Annotated in this window: 21 protein-coding genes; 9 read left to right on the top strand and 12 right to left on the bottom strand. The window is 69.2% G+C overall.

Features of this window, described 5'->3' with window-relative positions:
* Positions 1–44: 44 nt before the first annotated feature.
* Complete coding sequence (locus tag AB0O76_RS06965; RefSeq protein WP_365486358.1) at positions 45–812, bottom strand: class II aldolase/adducin family protein; 768 nt, start codon at positions 810–812, stop codon at positions 45–47.
* A gap of 284 nt (positions 813–1,096) precedes the next feature.
* On the opposite strand from AB0O76_RS06965, the gene AB0O76_RS06960 reads away from it, so the two are divergent.
* The 5 genes from AB0O76_RS06960 to AB0O76_RS06940 all read left to right on the top strand — a co-directional run bounded on the left by AB0O76_RS06960 (position 1,097) and on the right by AB0O76_RS06940 (position 7,729).
* A complete protein-coding gene (locus AB0O76_RS06960; RefSeq protein WP_365486234.1) occupies positions 1,097–2,407 on the top strand; it encodes an ATP-grasp domain-containing protein in 1,311 nt (436 codons plus the stop codon).
* Positions 2,404–3,612 carry a hypothetical protein gene (locus tag AB0O76_RS06955; protein WP_365486233.1) on the top strand — a complete coding sequence of 403 codons (1,209 nt, stop codon included), beginning with the start codon at positions 2,404–2,406 and terminating at the stop codon, positions 3,610–3,612. Before AB0O76_RS06960 ends, AB0O76_RS06955 begins: the two co-directional genes overlap by 4 nt.
* A 31-nt stretch (positions 3,613–3,643) precedes the next feature.
* On the top strand, positions 3,644–4,900 hold the full coding sequence (locus AB0O76_RS06950) for an ATP-grasp domain-containing protein (protein ID WP_365486231.1): 1,257 nt from the start codon (positions 3,644–3,646) through the stop codon (positions 4,898–4,900).
* Complete coding sequence (locus tag AB0O76_RS06945) at positions 4,897–5,742, top strand: GNAT family N-acetyltransferase (protein WP_365486229.1); 846 nt, start codon at positions 4,897–4,899, stop codon at positions 5,740–5,742. Before AB0O76_RS06950 ends, AB0O76_RS06945 begins: the two co-directional genes overlap by 4 nt.
* 940 nt (positions 5,743–6,682) lie before the next feature.
* The gene (locus AB0O76_RS06940; protein WP_365486228.1) at positions 6,683–7,729 is read left to right on the top strand and encodes a teichoic acid biosynthesis protein C; all 1,047 of its coding nucleotides are present in this window, start codon (positions 6,683–6,685) and stop codon (positions 7,727–7,729) included.
* Here the strand turns inward: AB0O76_RS06940 and AB0O76_RS06935 are convergent.
* The gene (locus tag AB0O76_RS06935; protein WP_365486226.1) at positions 7,648–8,151 is read right to left on the bottom strand and encodes a hypothetical protein; all 504 of its coding nucleotides are present in this window, start codon (positions 8,149–8,151) and stop codon (positions 7,648–7,650) included. The genes AB0O76_RS06940 and AB0O76_RS06935 overlap by 82 nt on opposite strands.
* A gap of 315 nt (positions 8,152–8,466) precedes the next feature.
* On the opposite strand from AB0O76_RS06935, the gene AB0O76_RS06930 reads away from it, so the two are divergent.
* Complete coding sequence (locus tag AB0O76_RS06930; RefSeq protein ID WP_365486224.1) at positions 8,467–8,766, top strand: hypothetical protein; 300 nt, start codon at positions 8,467–8,469, stop codon at positions 8,764–8,766.
* Between the two features lie 1,449 nt (positions 8,767–10,215).
* On the opposite strand, the gene AB0O76_RS06925 is transcribed toward AB0O76_RS06930, so the two are convergent.
* Entirely contained in the window at positions 10,216–11,256 is a 1,041-nt protein-coding gene (locus AB0O76_RS06925; RefSeq protein WP_365486356.1) for a chitinase, read from the bottom strand.
* A 216-nt stretch (positions 11,257–11,472) separates the two neighbouring features.
* Here AB0O76_RS06925 and AB0O76_RS06920 point away from each other — a divergent pair, with 216 nt between their 5' ends.
* Positions 11,473–12,222, top strand: coding sequence for an ankyrin repeat domain-containing protein (locus AB0O76_RS06920; protein ID WP_365486222.1), 750 nt, complete (start codon positions 11,473–11,475; stop codon positions 12,220–12,222).
* Between the two features lie 55 nt (positions 12,223–12,277).
* Here the strand turns inward: AB0O76_RS06920 and AB0O76_RS06915 are convergent, their stop codons facing one another.
* The 4 genes from AB0O76_RS06915 to AB0O76_RS06900 form a co-directional block, all read right to left on the bottom strand.
* On the bottom strand, positions 12,278–13,060 hold the full coding sequence (locus AB0O76_RS06915; RefSeq protein ID WP_365486220.1) for an oxidoreductase: 783 nt from the start codon (positions 13,058–13,060) through the stop codon (positions 12,278–12,280).
* 130 nt (positions 13,061–13,190) lie between these two features.
* Positions 13,191–13,769: a TetR/AcrR family transcriptional regulator gene (locus AB0O76_RS06910; protein ID WP_365486218.1), complete on the bottom strand. Its 579-nt coding sequence runs from the start codon at positions 13,767–13,769 to the stop codon at positions 13,191–13,193.
* Positions 13,770–13,839: 70 nt separating this feature from the next.
* A complete protein-coding gene (locus AB0O76_RS06905; RefSeq protein ID WP_365486216.1) occupies positions 13,840–15,345 on the bottom strand; it encodes a DEAD/DEAH box helicase in 1,506 nt (501 codons plus the stop codon).
* Between the two features lie 162 nt (positions 15,346–15,507).
* Positions 15,508–15,711 (bottom strand): cold-shock protein, encoded by a 204-nt coding sequence (locus AB0O76_RS06900; protein WP_150210372.1) that lies wholly within the window; start codon positions 15,709–15,711, stop codon positions 15,508–15,510.
* Between the two features lie 509 nt (positions 15,712–16,220).
* On the opposite strand from AB0O76_RS06900, the gene AB0O76_RS06895 reads away from it, so the two are divergent.
* Positions 16,221–17,339: a substrate-binding domain-containing protein gene (locus AB0O76_RS06895; RefSeq protein ID WP_365486214.1), complete on the top strand. Its 1,119-nt coding sequence runs from the start codon at positions 16,221–16,223 to the stop codon at positions 17,337–17,339.
* A gap of 37 nt (positions 17,340–17,376) precedes the next feature.
* Here the strand turns inward: AB0O76_RS06895 and AB0O76_RS06890 are convergent, their stop codons facing one another.
* From AB0O76_RS06890 to AB0O76_RS06875, 4 genes are read right to left on the bottom strand one after another with little or no spacing between them, the layout of a single operon-like run.
* Positions 17,377–18,525, bottom strand: coding sequence for an XdhC/CoxI family protein (locus tag AB0O76_RS06890; RefSeq protein WP_365486212.1), 1,149 nt, complete (start codon positions 18,523–18,525; stop codon positions 17,377–17,379).
* Positions 18,518–20,665, bottom strand: a complete 2,148-nt coding sequence (locus AB0O76_RS06885; RefSeq protein WP_365486210.1) for a xanthine dehydrogenase family protein molybdopterin-binding subunit — start codon at positions 20,663–20,665, stop codon at positions 18,518–18,520. Before AB0O76_RS06885 ends, AB0O76_RS06890 begins: the two co-directional genes overlap by 8 nt.
* Entirely contained in the window at positions 20,662–21,654 is a 993-nt protein-coding gene (locus AB0O76_RS06880; protein WP_365486208.1) for a xanthine dehydrogenase family protein subunit M, read from the bottom strand. Before AB0O76_RS06880 ends, AB0O76_RS06885 begins: the two co-directional genes overlap by 4 nt.
* Positions 21,651–22,208 (bottom strand): 2Fe-2S iron-sulfur cluster-binding protein, encoded by a 558-nt coding sequence (locus AB0O76_RS06875; protein WP_365486206.1) that lies wholly within the window; start codon positions 22,206–22,208, stop codon positions 21,651–21,653. The genes AB0O76_RS06880 and AB0O76_RS06875 overlap by 4 nt, the downstream gene beginning before the upstream one ends.
* Positions 22,209–22,531: 323 nt before the next feature.
* Here AB0O76_RS06875 and AB0O76_RS06870 point away from each other — a divergent pair, with 323 nt between their 5' ends.
* The gene (locus AB0O76_RS06870; protein WP_365486205.1) at positions 22,532–23,110 is read left to right on the top strand and encodes a TetR/AcrR family transcriptional regulator; all 579 of its coding nucleotides are present in this window, start codon (positions 22,532–22,534) and stop codon (positions 23,108–23,110) included.
* Here the strand turns inward: AB0O76_RS06870 and AB0O76_RS06865 are convergent.
* Positions 23,073–24,575 (bottom strand): MFS transporter, encoded by a 1,503-nt coding sequence (locus AB0O76_RS06865; RefSeq protein ID WP_365486203.1) that lies wholly within the window; start codon positions 24,573–24,575, stop codon positions 23,073–23,075. The genes AB0O76_RS06870 and AB0O76_RS06865 overlap by 38 nt on opposite strands.
* Positions 24,576–24,621 lie beyond the last annotated feature (46 nt).

Below are 24,621 nucleotides of genomic sequence, written 5' to 3'. Positions count from 1 at the left end.
GCGGGGGCCGGGTGGTGGACGGCCGCCGGGGCGCGTCGGAGGTGTCAGTCGAAGAGGTCGGTCTCGTCCCGGACGATCTGGTCGCGCAACGGCTGGAAATTGACCCACGCGAACGCGTCGGTGCCGATGTCACGGCACGTCGCCGCGGCCGTTTCGTGGTCGATGTGCACCACCTTGCCCGCCGCCTTGGCCAGCAGCTGAGCCTGGGAGGAACGTTCCATGGTGACGAACCACCATGCGGCGGCCTCCACCGAGCGCCCCACGGTGAGGATCCCGTGGTTGCGCAGGATCACTGCCTTGTGGCCACCGAGGGCGCGAGCGATGCGGCGGCCCTCCTCCGTGTCGTCCACCAGACCGTTGTACTCCTCGTACAGGCTGTGATCCTCGTAGAACGCGCATACGTCCTGGGTGATCGGCTCCAGTTTCTCGCCCAGTGCGGAGAGTGCCTTGCCGTGCAGGGAGTGACTGTGTGCGGCCGCGACCACCTCGGGGCGCGCGGCGTGGATCTGCGAGTGGATCGCGAACGCGGCCTCGTTGATGTCGTACCGGCCGTGCACCACATCGCCCGCGGAGTTGACAAGGACCAGATCACTGACCCGGATGTGCTTGAAAGACATTCCGTACGGGTTTACCCAGAAGTGATCGGTGTGTTCAGGATCGCGAGCCGTAATATGGCCGGCTATTCCCTCCTCGAACCCGAACTTTCCGAAGAGTCGAAATGCAATGACCAGACTCTCCTGACGGTGGCGTCGCTCTACCGCGAGATCCTCGAAAATCCGCGGCGTCCGCAAGGCCAGCTGGTCCCTCGGTATCGGTTTCAGATCTACGAGACTCACTCAATCCTCCTTCGGGAAGGTGGTTCGGCGAAGTCATCATGCCGTATTCGTCCGCCGCCGACCAGTGGATTCCGGAAAGTTCCGGGACCGGGCGGCGACGATCGACTGGCGTGAAATGCGGTGTTGGCCGGAAAGGATGCGGGATACGCTTCCGGCGGCCTTTTCGGGGACGTTGATCCGTGCTTGTCGATCACTGATACACGCTTGCCGATCCACGCTTGTCAGTCCGTTCCGAAATATGGGTAGCAAGGGAGAAAGCAGTGCCGCAGTCGAAGCCGCATCTGATCCTGGTGGACGCGCCTCCCGGACCGGGATTACCGGACATCCTGGGCGCCCTGCGGGGCGTGGCCCGCTGCAGTGTCGTCACGCTGCGATGGGGCACACGGGAGGACCAGGACCGGCGGGTCGGGCAGTTGGCGGCACTCGGTCCCGTCCAGGTCGTCGAGCGACCGGATCAGGCCATCGACGAGGTGCTCCGAATCGCCTCTCGGCCCGAGTCCGTGGACGGCGTCCTCTGTCTGAGCGAGCTGGTGAGCTACCACGCAGCCGTGGCAGCCGCCGCCCTCGGGCTGCCGTCCAACCCGCCCGGTGCGACCGCTCGCCTGCGCCGCAAGGACCTGCAGCGAGAGGCGTTGCGTGCGGCGGGGGTGCCGTGCCCGGCGTTTGCCGTCGTGTCCGACGAGGACGGCCTCAAGTCCGCCGCCGCAGACCTGACGTTCCCGGTGGTGCTCAAGCCTGCCGTCGGTGTCGGCAGCCTCTGCGTGACCCTCGTGCACGACCTGCCCGAGCTGGTCGCAGCCTTCCGGCGGGCCGCCGGGATGTACGCGACGGACCCGCGCGTCATCGGTGCTCCGCCGGTGTTCATCGTGGAGGAGGTCATCGAGGGCGACAACTGGCACGCCGACGACCGCATGGGCACCCGGGTCAGCGTCGAGTCCCTGATCGACGACGGCACGGTCCACCACCTGGCGGTCACCGACAAGCTGCCCCTTGCGCCCCCCTTCCGGGAAGTGGGGGACGTGATGCCGTCCGGTCTGCCGGAGCCCCGGCTCACGGAGATCCGGCAGGCCACCTCCGACTCGCTGCGGGCCCTGGGCGTCACCCGTGGTGCCACCCACACGGAACTCATGCTCACTGCCTCCGGCCCGGTCGTCATCGAGGTCAACGGGCGTATCGGCGGGGGCGTTTCCGAACTCCTTCGCGCGGCCGCCGGGTACGACATCGTGGAACAGCTGGCACGGATCGCGCTCGGACAGCCGCCGGCGGGCCTGCCGCCGTTTCGCGGCCACGCCTTCTACTACACGCCACAGCCGCCGCAGGGAGAGTACGAGGTCGTCGAGATCGGCGGCGAGGAGAAGATCGCCCAGCTCCCGGGCGTACTGGAGGTGGTACGGGCCAAGCGGCGCGGGGACCGGCTTGTCGCGGACGAGGGGACCATCTCGCACCCGTTCCGGGTCCTTGCGACGAGCGAGGACTTCGGCGACTTCTTCACCCGGCTGAAGGCGATCGAAGACGCCATCACCCTGGAACTGGTCCCGCTACGACAGCGTTCCGGTCCCGCCACGCCATGAGGCAGTACGCCGAACTCTTCCACCGCCCGGGGCTGAGACAAGCCGAGTTCTTCTCGGTCCTGGGCCGGTTCGGCTACGTCGCGTGCGGTCTTGGAGCCCTCTTCCTGGGGACCGCCCGCCTCGGCATCGGCGTCGGTGGTCTGGGCGCCGGCGGACTGACACTCGGGGTCGCCGTCGGCAGCCCCATCGCAGGACGGCTGAGCTCCCGGTACGGCACCTCCGCGGTCTACGCCACGATGGCCTGCGTCAGCGTGTCGGGCACCGCGCTGGCGCTGGCCGGTGCAGACGGCCGGTCGGTCCGTTCGTTCGTCGCCGGCTGCTGCGTCATCGGCATGACGACGCCGCCGATCGGGGCGGCCATGCGCGCGCTGTGGCCGAAGTCGGGGACGCCGGAACGACTGCGGGGTACGGCGAACTCCTTGGAGTCCGTGGTCACGGAACTGCTCTTCGTCGTCGCGCCGCCGGTGACCGGAGTGCTGGCCGCCGTCCACCCTGGACTGGCTCTGGCCGTCGCCGACGGCTGCGTCGTCGTCGGAGGGGTGGGGCTTTCGTGCACGCGGCTCGTACGGGAGTGCCTGGGCCCGGACGGTGGTCCCCGGCGCCGGCGCTCCTCCCGGGGGGCTTCGCTGCCGGTGGCGTGGCTGGTGGGCGTCGGCGGGGTGACGGCGGCCGTGACCGGAGCCATGGACGTGTCCGTCGTGTCGGTGCTTGACGAGGCGGGCGACGCGGAGGCAGCGGGGTTCGTGCTGCTGGCGCCCGCACTGGCGAGTGTGCTGAGCGGCATCGCCTACGGGTTGCTGCCGACCGAACCGGCGCCCGGCCGCCGATTCGGTCGGCTGCTGCTCGTGTGGGTACCCCTCTTCGCTCTCGTCGCCCTGCAGTCAGATCCCTGGCTGCTCGCGGGCGCCCTTTTCCTCGCCGGTATTCCTATGGCCGCGATCGGAATCGAGGAATTCAATCTGCTCAGCCGGGTCGCCGACTCGGAGGCGCGGCTGCAAGAGGTGTTCACCTGGGCAGGTTCCAGCGCGAACATCGGCGTGGCCTGCGGAAGCGCGCTGGGCGGCTATGCGGCGGAGCACGCGGGCAGTTCCGTCGGCAGCTGGGTTCCCGCGGCAGCGGTGGCGACGGCCTGCGCACTGTATTTCGCTGGCGCTCGCCGGTTCCGCCGGGAAATTTCCGCTGAAATCGACATCCCAGCGAAATGAAAAAGTCAACGCTCCTGGTAAGAGGTAGGAAATGGCACATCCTCACATACTTGTTCTCGCCGGAAACGCCCGCATTCTTGAGAAGGCGGCGAACCTCGGTCTGCGCGTCACGAATTTTGAGAAGCCCGGCACATTCGACCCGCAGGTGGCTCAGTACTGCTCCCAGCTGCATCTCTTCGACTTCCAGAACATCCGGCTCGTGACGGAGCTGGCCCGGGCGCTCCACTCCGTCGACCCCTTTTCCAGGATCATCACGCACAGCGAGATCGGGCAGGTGATCTCCGGGCACCTCAACACGACCCTGGGACTCCCGGGCAACGGCCTGGAGGTCACCCGGACCCTGCACAACAAGCTGGCGCTGCGGGAACGGCTGAACGACAAGGGCCTCGGGCCCGTTCCCGCCGCCCCAAGGACCACCCGCGAGGAACTCCGCGCCTTCGTGGCCGAGCACGGCAGCGCGGTCGTCAAACCGCTGATGGGCTCCGGGAGTCTGGGCGTGCGCAAGATCCACTCGATCGACGAGGTGTCCGAGATCTGGGAGTGGATCGACTCGTACGGCGTCGGCGAGTTCATGATCGAGGCGCTGCTGACCGGCGAGGAGCTGAGCGTAGAGACCTTCTCCCTCGCCGGACGCCACACCGTCCTCGCGGTCACGGGGAAGGACACGAGGGACGGCTTGATCGAGCAGGGGCACGTCGTGCCGGCGCCGCTGGGCGAACGGGACACGGCCTCAGTCAGCGAGTTCACCTGTGAAGTGCTGGACGCGGTGGGCCTCGTGGACGGTGTGGCCCACACCGAGATCATGCTGACGGCGCAGGGGCCGCGGGTGATCGAGTCACATAGCAGAGCCGGAGGCGACCGCATCAGCAAGCTCGTCGAGCTGGCCACCGGGATCGACCTTGAGGCCCTGCCGTTCCGGGTGGCCGCCGACCCGGACTTCACCGTTCCGGTCCCCCGGCTGCGTGGCGGGGCGGCTGTCCAGTTCCTCGATGTGGCGCCGGGCCGGATCACAGAGGTGTCCGGAGTCGACTCCGCCCGAGCGGCGGAGGGGGTGGTGGAACTGAGCGTGCGGGCCGAGGTCGGGGGCGTCGTCCGGCCCGTGCAGTGGTCCGACGACAGGCGTGGCCATGTTCTGGTGCAGGCACCCACCGGTGAGGAGGCCGTGCGGCGCGTCCAGGAGATCGCCGAGTCGGTTGTCATCCGGACCACACCGGTGGCCGACGAACCCGCGCCGACCATGGGGGAGGTCCTCGCCGAGGCCCACGAAGCGCTGGATCCGTTCTCATGACGGAGGTCTCCTGCTCCACGGTCGAAGAGCAACGCGCCCTCATCGCAGGTATGGACCGGACCATCGCCGCACTGATGGGACAACGTACAGAAGCGGCGCGCCGGTTGGGCGAGCTGCGCACGGCCATGGGTTGGCCGAAGTCCGAGCTCGCCTGGGAGAATGAGGCCCTGTGGCGCTACCGCGCCGAGTTGGGGCCACTGGGCGTCCGGCTGGGACTGCTGCTCTTGGAGATGGCGCGCGACACCCCGGACGGACAACCGGAATTCCCTGCACATCGTAAAGACCTCGCGGCCTGTCGTTCCGGTCGGGGAGGACGAAAGGAGCCGGAAGTGAACGCGGCACTCGAGCTGCGCCAGGCGCGCGTCTCTGATCACCGTGCGATGGTCGGGTGCGTCCAGCAGTGGTGGAGTGACTCCCGCACGCCTGCTCAGGCCCGCGAACTGTCTCTGCTGCTGCCGAAGCTCTTCCTGCAGTTCTTCTCCGGGACCAGTCTGGTGCTGGAGGATGATGCAGGCATCAGAGCGTTCCTCATCGGCTTCTACGCCGCGGACAATGAGGAGGAGGCCTACATCCACTTCGTAGGAGTCGATCCGACACTGCGCGGGCAGGGCCTCGCTCGCAGGCTCTACACGGCATTCCTCCAACGCGCTGCCGAAGCCGACCGCCGCGAGGCACGTGCGATCACCTCGCCGGGCAACACCGGTTCCATCGCGTTTCACCAGGCTATGGGGTTCGCTCTCGAGCCGGGCGATCGCGACGTCGACGGCTTGCCCGTGTGCATCGACTACGACGGTCCGGGACAGGACCGAGTCTGCTTTTACAGGAAGATCGCGCCCAAGTAGGCAATCGCGGCGGCATGAGATGTCCTGAGGATTTTCCAACCTCATGCTGACGCGTGATGCAGGACGAGGATGGCGTTCACGGTGTCGGTGATGCGGTTCGTGGCCGACGCACCGGATCTTGACGTGGGTGCTGTTGTGCCGTCGCTTCCATCGCTTCAGTCGATGGCCCCGGAAGCGAACGCGGACGAGCAGGCCGGCACCTTGGTAAGCCGATGCTCAGCGCTCCGCCGCCGTGTCCCGCCTGATGGTGTAGTCGATCGACGTTGAGTAGTGCGCCGGTGTGCTCTGGCTGATGATGTCCGCTCCCTGCGCATGGGCGGGCCACCGGCCTTCTTGCCGCCGGGCCCTCCCAAGCCGCCGCCAGTGCGCTGGCCAGCGGCAACTCAAACGCTCCAGCCGAATGCGGCACCAAACGCAGCGGCGGCGACAGCGACAAGACCGGAAACCCAGGCTGCGTCGTCATCACCTACACCACCTGACGCAGGTGGTGTCCCATGTGATGCCGTAGTCGATCGATCGGCCGTTGTGTTGGTGGTGTGCACAACGCTGTACGTGTGGCCGGGCGAGGCCCCGCCGAGCGCGGCGTCACCGGCAGCAACGTCCAGGGCTGCGGATCAGAGGTGCGGTTCAAAGATGCCGACGGCAGACCAACGGTCTGACCAGCCAGTCTCAGATTCGTGGCGGACCTGCGGCGACTGGATTGGATGTCAACGAGTCTGCCGGTACTCCCGACCATGCCGCCGCGGCTGTCCCCCGGAGGTCGGCCGTAGCCGGGCACAGCGAATGGCTGAACTTCACGGCACCGCCGCGCGCCAGTTCCCCACTCAGGTGTACGGGCGTTGAAAGTGCTGAAATGCGACTTCGACAGGTTACCGATTCATCGACAGCGCCTGGCCTCACGTCGCCAAGCCGCAGAACTGTACTCGGTCTCAGCGGTGCGGTGCTTGCGACAGCAGCGCTCAGCGTCCCAAAGGCCCTTGCCGCTGGCCGGGACAGCGCCCCGGACGTTCTGGGCGATCGCTTCAACCTGGCCGACTCCGGCGCCCGCCTGATCCACGAGAAGACGCTGCATCACGCGACGGTGATGCAGTCCTTCGCCTTCGACGAGCTCCACGGGCACGTCTACGCGCTCCAGGTGATCCCCAGCGAGGTCCAGCTCCCGGGCGAATCGCGCACCTACGATCATGCTGAGCGGCGCGCTGCCGGTGACCTTTGCCTGAACCGGCTGTCGATGCGCGGCGACGTGCTGGGCAAGATGTACCTCAAGGGCTTCGGCCACGGCACCGCGATCAGCGTGGACAGCTCCCGCCGCAGCCGGGGCGGAGCCGTCACGCTGTGGGTCGAGTGCGATGCCAACCCGGCCTCCGGGTTCGGGCGCGCGATCGGCCGCTTCCCGTACGCCGAGAACACCGTGCTGCACAGCGCCGACCGCCGTGTGACCGTCTACCGCCCGCACCCCGGCTCGACCGCCAACTGCGCCGCCCTTGACCTGAACAACCGCCGTCTGCTGCTGCGCCACGGGCTCCCCGAGCGCCGTCGCTACGCGCTCTACAACCTGGACGCCTTCACTGCCGGGGTCTTCTGGCCGCTGATCGACTTCGTTCAGCCGGGCATGGACCTCGGCCTGCCCTTTCAGGGCATGACACTGGACGGCGACTACGCGTACCAGTTGATGGGCTCCGGCCGCGACGCCAACCGCTCCTCAGAGCCGGACAACACGGTGCTGCTGCACTGCATCGACGTGCGCACGGGGGCGGTAGTGCAGGAGCACAAGTCCCAGGCCGGCTACGGGCTCACGCACCGCGAGCCCGAAGGCCTTGCCGTGCTGCACGGGCCCCGGGCGAGGGAACCGCAGCTGTGCATGGGCTTCGCCTCGGGCCCGCCCGGCGGACGAAAGTTCTCCCTCTACGGCCTGCCCACCCTTAGCCATGGCGCCCACCTGGCGGCCACCGAAACGGCCGTACCTGACGAGCCTCCTCGAACCTGACCGACACACAGTCCGGCCTCCGGCGGCCTGGACAGCTCCATGACATGGGCATTCACGCTTGTCTCATGGGAGTTGCGGATGACCTTGACGCCGAAGTGGTGGTCCATGCCGAGGGCGAGGTCGAGGACGTCGGTCCAGCCGTACGTGGTGAGGAGCTCGGTGGTGGCCTGCTTGGCGTCGGCGTGGTCGGAGGCGACGAACATGGTGTGGTCGCCACCGCCGATGGCCTTGGGGTCGACGACGGCGTCCTGTTCCTGGGTGACGAAGGACTTGAACCTTGGTGTGGGGCAGGACGCGCTGGAACTGCTCGGCGAGGCTGTCGGTGTCGCAGGGGTCGAGCTTGGGGAAGCAGGGTCACGGCAGCAGCCGTCCATGGACTCGACCAGAGTGGACTCGCCGAAGAGGCCCACACCTCCGCGCACTTGACCTCTCGGAGCGTCAACTCCCGTCGCCCGGCAGTGGCGGCGTCGAAGTGGGCATGGCCGTCGATGTCCTCGGAGAGGAAGCAGGGCAGGCACTGAGCGCCCCAGGTCAGCTGACACCCGGAAGTCCCTCGCTCCCCGACACGCCATCCACAAACCTCAATCGTCTCCTGATTGGGAACAGCGTCCCTTTCGCGCTCACCGCCTACGGCCAGGCGGTGAACACATGGCATGCGGCGTCCGTATCACTGATTGAGTACGCGACCGCATCCCCGTCATACGACGGGGCCGACCGCTGAAGGGCAGGGATCGAAGATGCTGCGACCAACCAGATGGACGACCCGGGGTGGGCTCCTCGTAGCCGGAGCAGTCGCCGCCCTGCTGGCCGTCGCTACGCCCGCAACCGCCGGCTCGGCAGCACTTTACTGCGGCGCCGGCCGCGGGCCGACAGCCGAGGTCGCGGTCCAGGGCGCGATCGACGACGCCCAAGTCTCGGCGAGCGGGGACGGCAGGTTCCAATGTGAACTCGATGGTGAGCCCCAGGTCTTCGAGGTCTTCGACGACCCGAACTACGGCCACATCTTCCGGGCAAGCGTGACCATGTCCTGCGAGTGATCTCATCGATTCTGTGTGCCCCGGCGCGCGATCGTCGGGGCACCATTCGGAGCATGCGCGGTGAGGTGCGGCCGTGTTGGCCCTGGAAGGGAGTCCCCCGGACAGGCGACGCACCTCCTCCAGGGGACCAGCTCACTGCCGCGGACCTTCGAGTTCATGAGTTGCACGTGACCTTCGCTGTTGACCATGCACGCACCGTCGACGGCTCTGCCGTGCACTCCCATCGGTTGGGTTGTGGCGATGGCGGGACGGGGATGTGGCTCGTCTGTCCACAGCACGCTCGGACGCTCGAGGGCAGTCGGCATCTGGACCGACGCCCGGAGTCACCGGACATCAAGACAGAAGACTCCGGCGGCGCCCCCGCGCGGCCACGGCCCAGACGAGAAGTTCGCGTACAACGCAGGCCAACTCGCCGCGAAGCCACTCCCCTTGTGTGCCGCCGACGTAGGTCGCCCGTCCGGCGTCTCGCTTTGCGAGCTCATAAGACGCCCCCCGACGTCGACGTCGAACGGCATGGGCACCGGGGGGATGAAGAGTTGGACGTCGGCGTGCCTCAACTCGATGTGGTCGAAGGGAAGCAGACCCCGGAGGCGCGCGATTGGGAGGGCCGGCTGCATGTCCGGCATGCGGCCGCGGTGGATGAGAAGGGCAAGGATCGCGGTCGGCGACAACAGCTCATCCCAGTCGGTCGCGTTCGCCCAGGTCACCGATCTCCAGTCCGTCGAACGGGCAGTGTCAGTCCGGGCGCAGTCCGGCCGAGTCGGGAGGCTGACCTCACCGCTCGTACGAGGGCGGGGTGCGAGTCCGGGTAGGACTCACTCTCGGGCGCCGCTGTCACGACGACGGCTTCCTCTGATCGACTGTATTCAACGATCAACCCGACGACAGCCTGCGCCAGCCAGCCCCCGCCTGAATCTCCGCGTCAGCGCAGGAGGTGAGTACTCGGCATCGTCCGGCCTCCTCCTGCAGAGACTCTCTGTCGCTGGAAGAAGCCGGAATCCGCTGGTTCTTCAGACATGGCCCGACGCAACTGTGCCGGGGTCAGTCAGTGCTGCGGCAGCACCCTTCCGCGGTTTCGCTTGTTGACGGCCCGCCAACTGAAGGGGGCGCGGCGCCACTTCCGCTCGTAGGAAGGCACGTACAAAGCCCGACGGTGCGCCCTGATTGCCCTCGCCGAAGCGGTCGAGGACATGGGTCGCACCCAGGTCCCGCAGCCCGCCGCCGCGAGTACGTCCGCAGGTAAACTGAATTCCGACCGGCTGCCGGGGTGAGCCAACGGCCCACCGGGCTGGTGTAGATGGACACGTCCGGAGAGTGCACGGCGAGGCCCATGCCAGCCACGCTGCGCTCAATGGTGAAGTCGCAGCAGCACGCTCCGCTCACTCATCCGCTCTGCGGCGACCCTGCCAACGCCCTCCCCGACCAGGACTCTTCGGTGAAGACTCACGCCTAGGGAAGCCCCTTCACGTTATCCCCGAACGTCCACCCCTTGGACCCGTCCCAGTTGATGGACCACGTCATCAGGCCCTTCAGCGCCCCGTTGTAGTGGTTCCACGCCTGGGCCACCAGGTTCGGGGCCATGTAGCCGCCGCCCGCGCCGGGTTGGGCGGGCAGGCCCGGGACCTGTTTGTCGTAGGGGACCTTGATTGTGGTGCCCTGGACGACGAGGCCCTTGTTCAGGCAGTCCGTCTGGGCGGTGAAGCCTTCGACGGTTCCGGCGGAGTAGGAGTCTCCGGAGCAGCCGTACATGCTGCCGTTGTAGTACTGCATGTTCAGCCACCAGAGGCGGCCGTTGTCCGCGTACTTCTTCACGATGGGGAGGTAGGCACCCCAGATGGAGCCGTACGTCACGCTGCCTCCGGTGACGTACGCCGTCTCGGGGGCCATCGTCAGGCCGAAGTTGGAGGGCATCTGCGCGAGTACGCCGTCGATGATGCGGATGAGGTTGGACTGCGAGGCGGACAGGTTGGTGATGTTTCCGCTGCCGACCAGGCCGGTCTCGATGTCGATGTCGATGCCGTCGAAGTTGTACTTCTTCAGGATGGGCACCACGGTCTCGACGAACCGGTCGGCGACCGTGCTCGAGCTGAGGTCGATACCGGCCGTCGCGCCGCCGATCGACATCAGGATCGTGGCGCCGTCCGCCTTGGCCTGGCACATCTCGGCGGGCGTGGCGACCTTCACCGTCGAGTCCATGCCGTCCTCCCACAGGACGGTGCCGTCCGAGCGGATGACGGGGAATGCGGCGTTGATGACGTTGTAGCCGTGCTCGCGGATGCGGGTGTCGGTGATGGGGGTCCAGCCGAACGGCGGATGTACGCCGTTGGCGGCGCCGTCCCAGTTCTCCCAGTAGCCCTGGAGCACCTTACCCGCGGGCTTCGACTTGACCGCGCAGGTCTCGTCCTGGACGGTACGGCGGCCCTGGGCGGTGCGGCCGTCCTGCGACGGGCCCGGCGCGGCACCGACGAGCGTCGACACGGCGACGACCATCGCCAGGCCGACCGCGAACAGCCGGGACGGCGCGCGGAGCGTGGCCAGGGAAACCTGGGAGCGGCGAGAGGTTCTGGGTGACACGCTGACCTCCTGGACTGTATGCCTGGAGACGTATGTGGTGCGGTGCGCCACACCGTAAAGTGGTCCAGACCTGCCGTCAATAGGTCTGGACCAGGCCGCCCGAGAGGGCCAGAGCAGGAAGCCGACCACCTCGTGAAGAATCTCAACTCCCTTGACCCGCTTGCCATCACGGTGACCGAGACGATCCGGAAGGGCGACGTCCAGGCGCTTCGCCGACTCCTCGCCGATCACCCGGGCCTGGCCGCCGGCACCATCACCACGGAAGGTTCAGCCGCGGGCGGGCGAAGCCTGCTGCACATCGCGACCGACTGGCCGGGGCACTACCCGCAGGCCCCGGAGGTCATCGCCGCCCTCGCCGCGGCAGGCGCCGACCCCAACGCCCGGTTCGTCGGCTCCCACGCCGAGACGCCGCTCCACTGGGCTGCGAGCAACGACGACGTCATCGCCCTGGACGCGCTGATCGCCGCGGGCGCCGACATCGAGGCGACCGGCGCCGTCATCGGCGGCGGCACCCCGCTCGCCGACGCCCGCGGCTTCGGCCAGTGGCGTGCCGCCCGCCGCCTGCTGGAGCACGGCGCCCGTACGGACCTCCAGGACGCGGCAACGTTGGGCCTGCTCGACCAGGTCGAGGCCTTCCTCACCGCACCCGAACCGCCCACGGAACCGGCGATCACCAGCGCTTTCTGGGGCGCCTGCCACGGCGGCCAACTCCCCACCGCACGGCGCCTGTTCCAGCAGGGAGCCGATCTCGACTGGATCGGCTACGACGACATGACACCCCTGGACATCGCCCGCACCCAGGACGCCGACGACGTCGTACGGTGGCTGCTCGCCCAAGGTGCAAGGACCCGGGCCGAGTTGGGGAACGTACGGCCGGAGTGACGCAGGCCCTCTGCCTCTAACCCTCAGCCAGACGCCACAGTTGAGCGCCGTCGCGTCAGATCGTCTTCACCGTGCCGCCGTCGATCACATGGTCGGCGCCCGTGATGTTCCCGGCCACGTCGGAGAGCAAGAACGTGATCAGGGACGCCACTTCGCGCGCTTCGGTGATCCGCCCGGTCGTGATGCCGAACGCGTCGGGGATCTGCTCGAGGAACGCGCCGTGCTCGGCCCCGGCACCGGCGGCCACCTTGCCGCCGAAGCCCTCGGGGTCCTCCCAGATGGCGGTGCGCACCACGCCGGGCGAGACCGTGTTGACGCGTACGCCCTTCGGTCCGAACTCCTCGGCCAGGGACTTGCCGAGGGCGGTGAGCGCCGCCTTGGCCGCGCTGTAGGCGACGGGACCGGCCGCGGGGAGCCGGGAGTTGATGGACGAGACGTTGACGATCGCGCCCCGCCGCTCGATCAGGCTGGGCAGCGCGGTGCGGGTGACACGGACCGCGCTGAGCAGGTTGAGGTCGAAGATGCCCTGCCATTGCGCGTCACCGGTGTCGAGGAAGCCGACCGGCTCCACCGCATCCCCGGCGCCGACGTTGTTCACCAGCAGGTCGATGCCGCCGAGTTCGGCGAAGGCGGCGTCCATGAGGGAGGCCACTCCCTCGGCGGTGCTGAGGTCGGCGGAGACCGCGAAGGCTCCCGTCTCCTTGAGTTCGGGGGTGATGGTGCGGGCGGCGCCCACGACTCGTACGCCTTCGTCGATGAGGGTCCTGACGGTGGCCAGGCCGATGCCGCGGCTCGCGCCGGTGACGACGGCGGTCTTGGAGTTCAGGTCGAGCTTCATGTTTCCCCGGTCCTTTGGGTGGAGTTCAGTGGAGTTCGGACAGTTCTTGAACTAGAGGTACAAAATATGGGCAGCCAGAAGGTTGCTCAATCAGGCCTGGATTCCGCTCAGTTACTTGAGCTCGCGTACGTCAGAGCGCGTCGACCGTCGCGTCGATCACCCGGGAGAGACGGTCCGGCCCCTCGGCGACGCGGGCCATGAGCCGCAGGCCGACGACCGTCGTCAGGAGCAGGCTCCCCACGTCCCGGGCGTCGCGGGCGGGGTCGATCTCCCCCGCCCGCTGCCCCTTTTCGATCAGCGCCTGGAACGCCTCTTCGGTGCGGTCGAACATCCGCCGCACCAGTTCGGTCGCCACCTCGTCCACCCCCGCCAGCTCGGCCGCGGTGTTCACCGCCATGCAGCCACGGCGGTTCGGGTCGGCGAGGTCCATGTCGACGAGGCGCCAGAGCGCCGCGCGCAACCGCTCCTTGACGGGCCCCGACTCCTCGAGCATCTCGATGAGGGCCAGGGCCTGACTGTCGCGGTAGCGGCGCAGCGCCCGCTCGAACAGGGCGTGCTTGCTGCCGAAGGTGTTGTAGAGACTGCCCTTGCCGATGCCGAGCGCGTCGACGAGGTCCTGCGGCGTGGTGGCGGCGTAACCCTTGCGCCAGAACACGTCCATGGCCTGCTCGACGGCGGCGTCCGGATCGAACTGCTTCGGCCTTCCCATGATCAGAACAGTAGACCTTTCTTGACCTGAAGGTCAAGAAAGGTCTACGTCAAGAATCAGGCGTCAGACGTCAGGCGCTGCGCCGCACCCGCGCCGCCTTGCGGGCCTCGGCCATCTCACGGGTCTCGGCGGTCCGCCGCGAGCCGCCGGCGGCCCGCCCCGGACGCGTACCCATCCCACGGAAGGGCGCGCCGCCCCGCTTGGGGCGCTCGACGGTGGGCGCGGCGCCGCTGATGGGGATGCCGGAGGGCGCCTTCGCACCGGTGATGCGGCTCAACTCCGCCTCGCCGGAGCGGACTTGGGTGATCTGCGGCCGGATCCCGGCAGCGGCCATCAGGCGGCTCATGTCGCGCCGCTGGTTGGGCAGGACGAGGGTCACCACGCTGCCGGACTCGCCGGCGCGGGCGGTGCGGCCGCCGCGGTGCAGATAGTCCTTGTGGTCGCTGGGCGGGTCGACGTTGACCACCAGATCGAGGTTGTCGACGTGGATGCCGCGCGCCGCGACGTTCGTCGCCACCAGGACCGTGACGTCGCCGGTCTTGAACTGGGCGAGCGTGCGGGTGCGCTGCGGCTGCGACTTGCCGCCGTGCAGCGCGGCCGCGCGTACGCCGCTGCCCAGCAGGTGCCGGGTGAACTGGTCGACGGCGTGCTTGGTGTCCAGGAACATGATCACGCGGCCGTCGCGGGCCGCGATCTCGGTGGCGGCGGCGGTCTTGTCGGCGCCGTGCACATGCAGCTCGTGGTGGCGCATCGTGGTGACCGCGCCCGCCGAGGGGTCGACGGAGTGGACGACCGGGTCCTGGAGGTAGCGGCGGACCAGGAGGTCGACGTTGCGGTCGAGGGTGGCCGAGAACAGCATCCGCTGGCCGTTGGGGCGCACCTGGTCGAGCAGTTCGGTGACCTGGGGCATGAAGCCCATGTCGGCCATCTGGTCGGCCTCGTCGAGGACGGTGATGGCCACCCGGTCGAGGCGGCAGTCCCGGCGCTCGATGAGGTCCTTCAGGCGGCCGGGCGTCGCGACGAGCACCTCGGCACCGCTGCGCAGCGCGCCGGCCTGCCTGCCGATCGACATGCCGCCGACGACGGTGGCGATACGCAGCTTCAGCGCCCTCGCGTACGGGGTGAGCGCCTCGGTGACCTGCTGGGCGAGCTCACGCGTGGGCACGAGGACCAGGGCCAGCGGCTGCTTCGAGTCGGCGCGCTGCCCGGCGGTGCGGGCGAGGAGCGGGAGCCCGAAGGCGAGGGTCTTACCGGATCCGGTGCGGCCACGGCCCAGTATGTCCCGGCCTGCGAGCGCGTTCGGCAGCGTTGCCGCCTGGATCGGGAACGGCTCCGTCACGCCGAGACCGGTCAGCGTCTTCAGGAGAATGTCCGGCATGTCGAGGTCACCGAAGGCCTCGACGGCGGGCAGGCCCGGGGTGACGGTGACGGGGAGCGCGAACTCACCCTGCGGTGCGGCGGGGCGGCGGCTCTGCCCGCCGGGACGGCCGCCTGCGCCACGAGAACGCTGCGCGGCGAAACCGCGGGGATTGGACTTGCCGGAATAGCGATCGTTCGTACGACCTGAACGGTTCAAGGAGAACCTTCCTCGATATGGCACGCATCGAGGAATTCTCGGCGAAAACCAGCCGAACGAATTGCAAGTACGAGCCGAAAAAAAGAAAAACTCTGTAAACAGCAACGAGCTGGTGCCCGCACCTCACGGTGCGGGCACCAGCCTCGTGTCAACGCGTCAGCGTCAGGCGGGGAGGATGTTCTCCGCCTGCGGGCCCTTCTGGCCCTGCGTGACGTCGAAGGTCACCTTCTGACCTTCCTGGAGCTCACGGAAGCCCTGGGTGGCGATGTTCGAGTAGTGGGCGAAGACGTCCGGGCCGCCACCCTCCTGCTCGATGAAGCCGAAGCCCTTTTCCGAGTTGAACCACTTCACGGTGCCGTTAGCCATACCAAAATCTCCTTCGGGGCAAAGCCCGGAGTCCACACTGTGTGAACCCCGGCGTCGCCACGTTGATTGCCCCGTCCGGAAAACTGCACCGGAAATACAAAAGTGCCCGGCGGATCAGATCCACCTAAGGCACTTGAAGTCTTATGGGAACCACAACTGCAACTTCGATCAACAGTAGCACGGTATGAGCTTCACGGCACGGTCAGACGCTAAATATTTCTCCCGCGAGAACGAGAAATGCGGGGAGAACCGCCCTGGCGGAGCGGTCGCACACGGCACGGAGGGCCCCGCGGCGTGGTCGGCTCGCCGGTCGGCGCCACCCGCGCGTCGAGCCGACGCCCGCGCCTCGACGCCCACAGGTCCGGCATATCCAGAACAGTTCAACTCTGAAACACATGGTGCCATTGTCATCTCGTTATCACTTGACTCCTTGACGTCAGGAGGGTCGCCGGGTTGGCTTTCAGCCACCTCGGACCGCAAGGAAGCGGTCAGGTCTAGGAAGTGGACGAATGAAAACCCGTAGACGTGAAGCCACCGTCGTCGTGACCGTGGGCGTGCTCGCCCTCTCGCTCGCCGGATGTGGCGGCCTGTTCGACAGCGACGACGGAACCAAGGACGACAGGAAGGGCGACGACGTCACCGTCGGCCTGCTGCTGCCCGAATCAGAGACGGCACGCTACGAGAAGTTCGACCACCCCATCATCGAGAAGCAGGTCAAGAAGCTCACCAACGGCAAGGGCAAGGTCGTCTACGCCAACGCCGATCAGGACGCCGCCAAGCAGAGCAGCCAGCTCGCCAAGATGGTCGCCGACAAGGTCGACGTGGTGCTGGTCAGCGCGGTGGACGCGAAGAAGATCGCCCCGGCCGTCAAGAAGGCGAAGGACGCGGACATCCCCGTGATCGCGTACGACCGGCTCGCCGAGGGGCCCGTCTCCGGTTACGTGGCCTTCGACAACGAGCTGGTGGGCCAGGTCCAGGGCCAGGGGCTCATCAAGGCGCTCGGGAGCCGCGCAAGCAAGAACAGCAAGATCGTCATGATCAACGGTTCGCCGACCGACCCGAACGCCGCCGTCTTCAAGGAAGGCGCGCTCTCCCAGCTCGGCAATCAGCTGGACGTCGCCAAGTCGTACGACACCGAGGGCTGGAAGCCGGAGACGGCGCGCGCCCATATGAACGACGCGATCACCGCGCTCGGCAAGGACAACATCGCGGGCGTCTACTCCGCCAACGACGGCATGGCGGGCGGCATCATCAAGGCCCTGAAGGCATCGGGCCTCACCGAGCTCCCCCCGGTCACCGGCCAGGACGCGGAGCTGCCGGCCGTGCAGCGCGTCGTCGCGGGCGAGCAGTACATGAGCGTCTACAAGTCGTACCCCGACGAGGCGGTGGGCGCCGCGCAGATGGCGGTCAGGATCGCCCAGGGCCGCATGGTCGAGTTCGATGCCCTGGCCGGCGACCAGTCCGACAACGCCACCACGAAGGACATCCCGTCCCTCCTGGTGTCGGTCCGCCCCCTGACCCAGGACACCATCAAGTCCACGGTCATCGCGGACGGCATCTACAAGACGTCGGAGATCTGCACGGCCGAGTACAAGACGGCCTGCGCCGCGATCGGCCTCAAGCGCTAGCAGCGGATACGGCCGGGAGCCACGGCTCCCGGCCTCGTCACGCCGCCGCGTCGGCCCCTGCCGAACCGCCCTCCCCGTCGTGGTGGATCGGCGTGCCCGATCCGGTCAGCGGCATGCCGGTGCCGCCGCGGCGGGACGCGACGATCTCGGCCGCGATGGACAGGGCGGTTTCCTCCGGCGTACGGGCACCGATGTCCAGGCCGATCGGGGAGCGCAGCCGCGCCAGCTCCCCTTCTGTCACGCCGACTTCGCGCAGCCGCCGGTTGCGGTCCTCGTGGGTGCGGCGCGAGCCCATGGCGCCGACGAACGCGACCGGCATGCGCAGCGCCGCCTCCAGGAGCGGGATGTCGAACTTGGCGTCGTGCGTGAGCACGCACAGGACCGTGCGGGCGTCCGTCCTGGTGCGCCGCAGGTAGCGGTGCGGCCAGTCGACGACGACTTCGTCGGCCTCGGGGAAGCGGGCCCGCGTGGCGAAGACCGGACGGGCGTCGCACACCGTCACCTCGTAGCCGAGGAACTTGCCCGTGCGCACCAGGGCGGCGGCGAAGTCGACCGCGCCGAAGACGATCATGCGGGGCGGCGGCACGCTGGATTCGACGAACAGGGTCAGCGGCTCCCCGCACCGTGATCCGTCCGCCGAGACGACGAACTCGCCCGTCCGGCCCGCCTCCAGCATCGCGCGGGTCTCCCCCGCCACCGTCCGGTCGAGATCCGGATGCCCGGCCAGGCCGCTCTCGTACGATCCGTCGGCGCGCACCAGCAGGGCCCGGCCCAGGAGTTCCGCCGGACCCTGGGCCACGCGGGCGATCGCCGCTGTCCCGCCGCGCGCGGCGGCCGAGAGCGCCGCCGCGAACACGGCCCTCGCGGGCACGTCCGCGGCCACCGGCGTGACCAGGACCTCGATGACCCCGCCGCAGGTCAGCCCCACGGCGAAGGCGTCCTCGTCGCTGTAGCCGAAGCGTTCGCGCACCGCCGTGCCGTCCTCAAGGGCCTGGACGCACAGGTCGTACACGGCCCCTTCCACACAGCCCCCGGACACCGAACCGATGGCGGTGCCCTCGCTGTCGACGGCCATGGCGGCGCCGGGCGGGCGCGGCGCGCTGCCGCCCACCGCCACGACGGTGGCGACGGCGAACGCCCGGCCCTCCCGCACCCAGCGGTCCAGGTCGGCGGCGATGTCAAGCATCCCGGGCTCCTGCCGCGTCCAGGACGCGGTCGGGGCGGATCGGCAGCGCCCGATGGCGTACGCCGGTCGCGTGCCAGACCGCGTTGGCGATCGCCGCGGCGGCGCCCACGATGCCGATCTCGCCGATGCCCTTGATGCCGACGGGGTCGTCCGCGTCCGGGTCGTCCACCCAGTCCGCCTCGATGTCCGGCACATCCGCGTTGGCGGCGAAGTGGTAGCTCGCGAAGTCGGCGCCGACATGGCCGCCCGTCGCCTGGTCCCGCACCGCCTCCTCGTGCAGCGCCATGGACAGGCCCCAGGTCATGCCGCCGATCAACTGGCTGCGTGCCGTCAGGGGGTTGATGATCCGGCCCGCCGCGAACATCCCGAGCATCCGGCGTACGCGCACCTCACCGGTGGTGACGTCCACGGCGACCTCGGCGAACTGCGCCCCGAAGGAGTGCCGTTCCTTCTGGGAGAGGGTGCCGAGGGCCGAGCTGGTGTCGGAGCGCACGGTGATTCCCTGCGACGGAATGTCGCCGCCCAGGGCCAGTTGCTCCCGCAGGTCGGCGGCCGCGACCCTGATGGCCCAGGCCCAGGAGCGGGTGCCCATCGAGCCCCCGGAGATCGCGGCCGGGCCGAAGTCGCTGTCGCCGATGCGCACATGGACGCGGTCCTGCGCCACGTCGAGGGCTTCGGCGGCGATGAGGGTCAGCGCGGTCCGCGCCCCCGTGCCGACGTCCGACGCGGTGATCCGTACGGTGAAGGTGCCGTCGGCCTCCGCCGTGATGGCCGCCGTGGACGGCATGACGATCACCGGGAAGGTGGCCGCGGCCGTGCCGGTGCCGAGCAGCCAGCGCCCTTCGCGGCGCACTCCGGGACGCGGGTCACGCTCCGCCCAGCCGAACCTGCGGGCGCCCTCGTCGAAGCAGGCCAGCAGGTTACGGGAGGCGAACGGCAGTCCGGAGAGGGGGCCGACGTCCGGTTCGTTGCGGACACGCAGCGCGATCGGGTCCATGCCGCTCCGCTCGGCGAGTTCGTCGAGCGCGGATTCCAGGGCGAACGAGCCCGGAGCCTCACCGGGTGCACGCATATAGGTCGGCGTCGGCACATCGAGGCGTACCACGCGGTTGACGCTGTGATGGGCGTCGGTGGCGTACATGGGACGCCCGAACCCGGCGCTCCCCTCGACGAATTCATGGACGGTCGAGGTGAGGCTGTGCGCCCGGTGGTCGACGGCGCGCAGCCGCCCGTCGGCGTCGGCGCCGAGCCGGACGCGCTGTGCGGTGGGGCTGCGGTAGCCGACGAGCGAGAACATCTGACGGCGGGTGAAGACGACCCTGACGGGGCGGTCGAGCACGGTCGCCGCCATCACGGCGAGGATCTGGTGCACGCGCAGGCCCTTGGATCCGAAGGCGCCACCGATGTGTTCGGAGCGCACCCGTACCGAGGCCGGGTCGAGCGAGAACAGCTTGGCCAGCTCTTCGGCGACCCAGGTGCTGCCCTGGTTGGAGTCGACGACTTCGAGGCGTCCGCTGTCCCAGCGTGCCATCGCCGCGTGCGGTTCCATCGAGCTGTGGTGTTCTTCGGGGGTGGTGTACTCCTCGTCCACGACATGGGCGGACGCGGCGAGTTCGGCCTCCAGGTCGCCCTTCTCCATCAGGTGGCCTTCGCCGTCCGGCGTGTAGGTGTCGGGGTGTCCGGAGGAGAACGCGATGTCGTGCGGCTCCTCGTCGTACCGCACCACCAGCGCCTCGGCGGCCTCCCTTGCCTGCTCGGAGGTCTCGGCGACGACCAGCGCCACCGGCCAGCCGACGAACGGCACCCGGTCGTGCTGGAAGACCTCGACGATCGGGTCGGGCTTCCCCATCATGCCGAAGTAGTCACCGTCGACGCGCGGCGCGTTGCCGTGGTGCAGCACGGCCAGGACGCCGGGCATCTCGCGGACGGCGTCCGACTCGATCGAGCGGATGCGGCCGCGGGCGATGGTGGACAACACCAGCCAGCCATGGGCGAGTTCGGCGTAGGGGATCTCCCCCGCGTACCTGGCCGTTCCGGTGACTTTGTCGCGGCCCTCCACGCGGGTGTACGAGGCGCCGACGGCGCCGCCCGTCACCGCGCTGGTCGTGGTCGTCCTGGTCGGCATCGACTGCGCCCTCATCGGGTTGCCTCCTCGGTGAGCTCGGTCAGCATCGCGACGACGAGGTTGCGCAGCAGCGTCACCTTGTAGCCGTTGTGGGGCAGCGTCTGCGCGGCCGCCAGTTCGGCGTCCGCGGCGGCGGCGAACGCCTCGGCGGTCGCCGGGCCCCCGGTCAGCACACGCTCGGCCTCCAGAGCCCGCCACGGCCGGGACGCCACCGCCCCGAAGGCCAGGCGCACTTCGCGTACGACGCCGTCCTGGACGTCGAGCGCGGCGGCGATCGAGCCGATCGCGAAGGCGTACGACGCGCGCTCGCGCACCTTGCGGTAGCGGGAGACGGCGGCGACCGGGGCCGGGGGCAGGGTGATGCCGGTGATCAGCGCGCCGGACGGCAGCGCGGTCTCCAGGTGGGGTGTCTCGCCCACCGGGAGGTAGAACTCGGCGAGCGCCAACTCGCCGGTCCCGTCGGACGTTTCGTACGAGACGACGGCGTCGAAGGCGGCGAGCGCCACCCCCATGTCCGAGGGATGGATGGCCACGCAGTGCCCGGAGGCGCCGAGGATGGCGTGGTTGTGGTGCTCGCCCTCGATGGCGGGGCAACCGCTGCCGGGGGCGCGCTTGTTGCACGGCTTCGACAGATCGGTGAAGTAGCCGCAGCGGGTGCGCTGGAGCAGGTTCCCGCCGACCGTGGCCATGTTGCGCAGCTGTCCCGACGCGCCGGCGAGCACGGCCTGCGCCAACGCCGGGTAGCGGAGGCGCACTTCGGGGTGGGCGGCGAGGTCGCTGTTGGTGACGGTCGCGCCGATCCGCAGCCCGCCGTCGTCGGTGACCTCGATCCGGTCGAGGGGCAGCTCACGGACGTCGACGAGCAGGGCGGGCCGTTCCACGCCCGTCTTCATCAGGTCGACGAGGTTGGTGCCGCCGCCGAGAACGCGCGCGTCGGGGTCGGCGCCGAGCAGCGCGACCGTGCCGGGGACGTCGATCGCGCGCCGGTAGTCGAATTCCCTCATGCCACAGCCTCCGTACTGCCCGCGGTCTCGTTCGCGGCCGCCTGGGCGACCGCCTGCACGATCGACACATACGCGCCGCAGCGGCAGAGATTGCCGCTCATCCGCTCCCTGATCTCGTCGGCCGTCAGCTGCGGCACGACAGCATCGGGCCGTACGTCGGCGGTCGCGGCGCTCGGCCAGCCTGCGGCGTGCTCCTCGATCACCGCGATGGCCGAACAGATCTGTCCCGGCGTGCAGTAGCCGCACTGGAATCCGTCGAGGTCGAGGAAGGCCTGCTGCACGGGGTGCAGCCGATCGCCGTCGGCCACGCCTTCGATGGTGGTGATCTCCCGGCCTTCGGCGGCGACCGCGAGTTGCAGACAGGAGACGGCCCTGCGGCCGTCGATCAGGACCGTGCAGGCGCCGCACTGGCCCTGGTCGCAGCCCTTCTTGGTGCCGGTCAGATCGAGGCGCTCGCGCAGCGCGTCGAGCAGGGTGGTGCGGTGGTCGACGGGCAGCGTGTGCTTTTCGCCGTTGATGTTCAAAGTGATGGCGCTGGACGTCGATGGAGCCACGATCAGCCTTCTTTCGCTTCTGTCAGCTTCTTCAGCAACTGCCGCTCAAGAGCGGGAGCGTGGAACGAGGCGATCCCGACGGTGAGTTCGGGAGGAGATGGCGCTGTACGTAGGGGTGCCGGCTGCGGCACCGATGACGTGCGGCGAGCAGGCGGTCGGCCGGATCGCGACCGGCCGTCCCCGCCGGCCGATTCTGCCGGTATGGTGAGCCTAAGCGGACAGCTGTCCGCAAGAATTGAATTTAGCGGACAGCTGTCCGCTTAGCAAGGCCGGCACGGGCTGCAACGAACCGGCCCACACCGTGATTCCCGGGAGGAGGACGAGTGCGGGAGCAGAAGGACCCACAGCTGCGCTCGGACGCGCAACGGAATCGCGAGCGCATCCTGGAAGTGGCCCTCGCGGAGCTGACGCGATCGGCCGACGCCCCGCTGAGCGCGATCGCGAAGAAGGCGGGCGTCGGGCAGGGGACCTTCTACCGCAACTTCCCCAACCGCGAGGCACTCGTCCTCGAGGTCTACCGCTACGAGGTCCAGCAGGTCTGCGACACGGCGTGCCAACTGCTCGAGACCCGCGCGCCCGACCAGGCCCTGCGGGACTGGATGGGCCGGCTCGCGCAGTACGCGATGGCCAAGGCGGGCCTTGCGGACGCGATGCGCAAGGCGACCCTCGCGCAGGGCACCCTGATCGGAATGAGCAAGGGCTCGCTGTCCTCGGCCGTCGAGCTCCTCCTGAGGGCGAACGAGGAAGCCGGCACCATCCGCCCCGGCGTGACCCCCGACGACTTCATGCTCGCCATCGCGGGCCTCTGGCAGATCGACCCGCACAGCGACTGGCAGGCGCGCGCCGGACGGCTCCTCGACCTCGTCATGGACGGACTGCGGGCCGGCGCCCCCGGACGATGAGCGGTGCGGTGACGCACGCGGCCGCGACGAGGATGCCGAAGGCCACCGTCAGGGCCACCGCATAGCCGTGCACGGACGCCGCCGTCGGCGTGGCGTCGCCCCGGGACGCCAGGTAGGAGGCGGCCGCGCTCGCCGCGACGGTGTTGAGCAGGGCGGTGCCGAGTGCGGCTCCCAGTTGCTGCGACGCGTTGTAGGCCGCAGCCGCGGCTCCGATGTCCTGCGGGCGCATTCCCGCGGTGGCCAGGCTCGCGGTCGGCGGCATGACGCAGCCGAGGCCGAGGCCCGTCAGGACCAACGCGGGCAACAGGTACGCCGGAAGGACGTGCGTGCTCTGCGCGGTGAGCCGGGTCAGGACGAACATCCCGGCGGCCGCCGCGAGCAGCCCCGGCAGGATCAGCGCCGCGGGTGCGACGCGTCCGTGCAGCCGCCCGGCGACGAGCGTCGCGCCGACCAGCGCGGCCACGGCGTTCACGATCAGCGTCAGGCCCGCCTTGACCGGCGCATAGCCGAGGACCGTCTGCGTGTAGTAGCTCATGAAGAGGTAGAAGCCGAACATCGCGACGAACAGCAGGGTGATGGCGACGAACGCCCCGGCCCGCGCACGGTCCAGGAGCACCCGCATCGGCAGCAGCGGCTGCGGCGCCCTGACCTCCACGGCCGCGAACGCGACGAGCAGCAGGACGCCGGCCACGAGCAGGGCGAGGACCCGCGGCGCGTCCCATCCGCGCGGCTCAGCCTCGTTGAAGGCGTACACAATCGCGGCGAAGCCCGTGGCGCTGAGCAGGGCGCCCGCCACATCGAGCCTGCCCGCCCCGCGCACCGGGCGGTCCCGTGGCACGAAGGCCGCGCCGAGTACGGCGAACAGCGCGACGGGGACGTTGACGTAGAGGCACCAGCGCCAGCTCGCGTACTCGGTGAGCAGTCCCCCTGCGACCAGGCCGACGGCCGATCCGGCGGCTCCCACCGCGGCGAACACGCCGAACGCCCGGCCCCGTTCCCCCGGTTCGGAGAAGGTGATCGTGAGGAGGGAGAGCCCGGCGGGCGCGAGCACCGCGGCGAACGCTCCCTGCAGGGCCCTCGCCCCGAACAGCATCCCGGGGTTCGCCGCGGCCCCGCCGAGCGCGGACGCCGCGGCGAAGCCGATGAGACCGATGAGGAACGTACGCCGGTGGCCGAGCGCCCCGCTGACGCGTCCGCCGATCAGCAGCAGCCCGCCGAAGGCCAGCGCGTACGCGGTGATGGCCCACTGGCGGCTCGCGTCGGACATCCCCAGCGCGCTCTGCGCGGAGGGCAGTGCGATGTTCACGATGGTCCCGTCGAGGACGACGAGGAGCTGGGCGGCGCTGACCGCGAGGAGGGTCCACCAGCGGCGGGGGCCGGATGCCTGCCCCACCGCAGTGGGGCGGGCGTCAGTGGTGTCGGGGCGCAGCTGTGCCCCGGAGATTTCCTTGTCTGCCGGATTCATGACTTCAAGTCTTTCGTTGAAGTGAATCCGGAGACTTTCGCCGCTT

It is taken from the genome of Streptomyces sp. NPDC086554 (genome assembly GCF_040686095.1).
Taxonomy (GTDB): domain Bacteria; phylum Actinomycetota; class Actinomycetes; order Streptomycetales; family Streptomycetaceae; genus Streptomyces.
Note: the sequence above shows the minus strand (reverse complement) of the source record. Positions and strands in the feature narration are given on the sequence as shown.

Bases quoted from the DNA above. Each gene is read 5' to 3' on its own strand.
- AB0O76_RS06910 (WP_365486218.1), bottom strand. From the start codon at position 13,769: ATGGGAAGGCCGAAGCAGTTCGATCCGGACGCCGCCGTCGAGCAGGCC.
- AB0O76_RS06880 (WP_365486208.1), bottom strand. From the start codon at position 21,654: ATGAGGGAATTCGACTACCGGCGCGCGATCGACGTCCCCGGCACGGTC.
- AB0O76_RS06950 (WP_365486231.1), top strand. From the start codon at position 3,644: ATGGCACATCCTCACATACTTGTTCTCGCCGGAAACGCCCGCATTCTT.
- AB0O76_RS06885 (WP_365486210.1), bottom strand. From the start codon at position 20,665: ATGAGGGCGCAGTCGATGCCGACCAGGACGACCACGACCAGCGCGGTG.
- AB0O76_RS06900 (WP_150210372.1), bottom strand. From the start codon at position 15,711: ATGGCTAACGGCACCGTGAAGTGGTTCAACTCGGAAAAGGGCTTCGGC.
- AB0O76_RS06925 (WP_365486356.1), bottom strand. From the start codon at position 11,256: ATGGTCGTCGCCGTGTCGACGCTCGTCGGTGCCGCGCCGGGCCCGTCG.
- AB0O76_RS06930 (WP_365486224.1), top strand. From the start codon at position 8,467: ATGCTGCGACCAACCAGATGGACGACCCGGGGTGGGCTCCTCGTAGCC.
- AB0O76_RS06945 (WP_365486229.1), top strand. From the start codon at position 4,897: ATGACGGAGGTCTCCTGCTCCACGGTCGAAGAGCAACGCGCCCTCATC.
- AB0O76_RS06895 (WP_365486214.1), top strand. From the start codon at position 16,221: ATGAAAACCCGTAGACGTGAAGCCACCGTCGTCGTGACCGTGGGCGTG.
- AB0O76_RS06865 (WP_365486203.1), bottom strand. From the start codon at position 24,575: ATGAATCCGGCAGACAAGGAAATCTCCGGGGCACAGCTGCGCCCCGAC.
- AB0O76_RS06890 (WP_365486212.1), bottom strand. From the start codon at position 18,525: ATGCTTGACATCGCCGCCGACCTGGACCGCTGGGTGCGGGAGGGCCGG.
- AB0O76_RS06915 (WP_365486220.1), bottom strand. From the start codon at position 13,060: ATGAAGCTCGACCTGAACTCCAAGACCGCCGTCGTCACCGGCGCGAGC.
- AB0O76_RS06955 (WP_365486233.1), top strand. From the start codon at position 2,404: ATGAGGCAGTACGCCGAACTCTTCCACCGCCCGGGGCTGAGACAAGCC.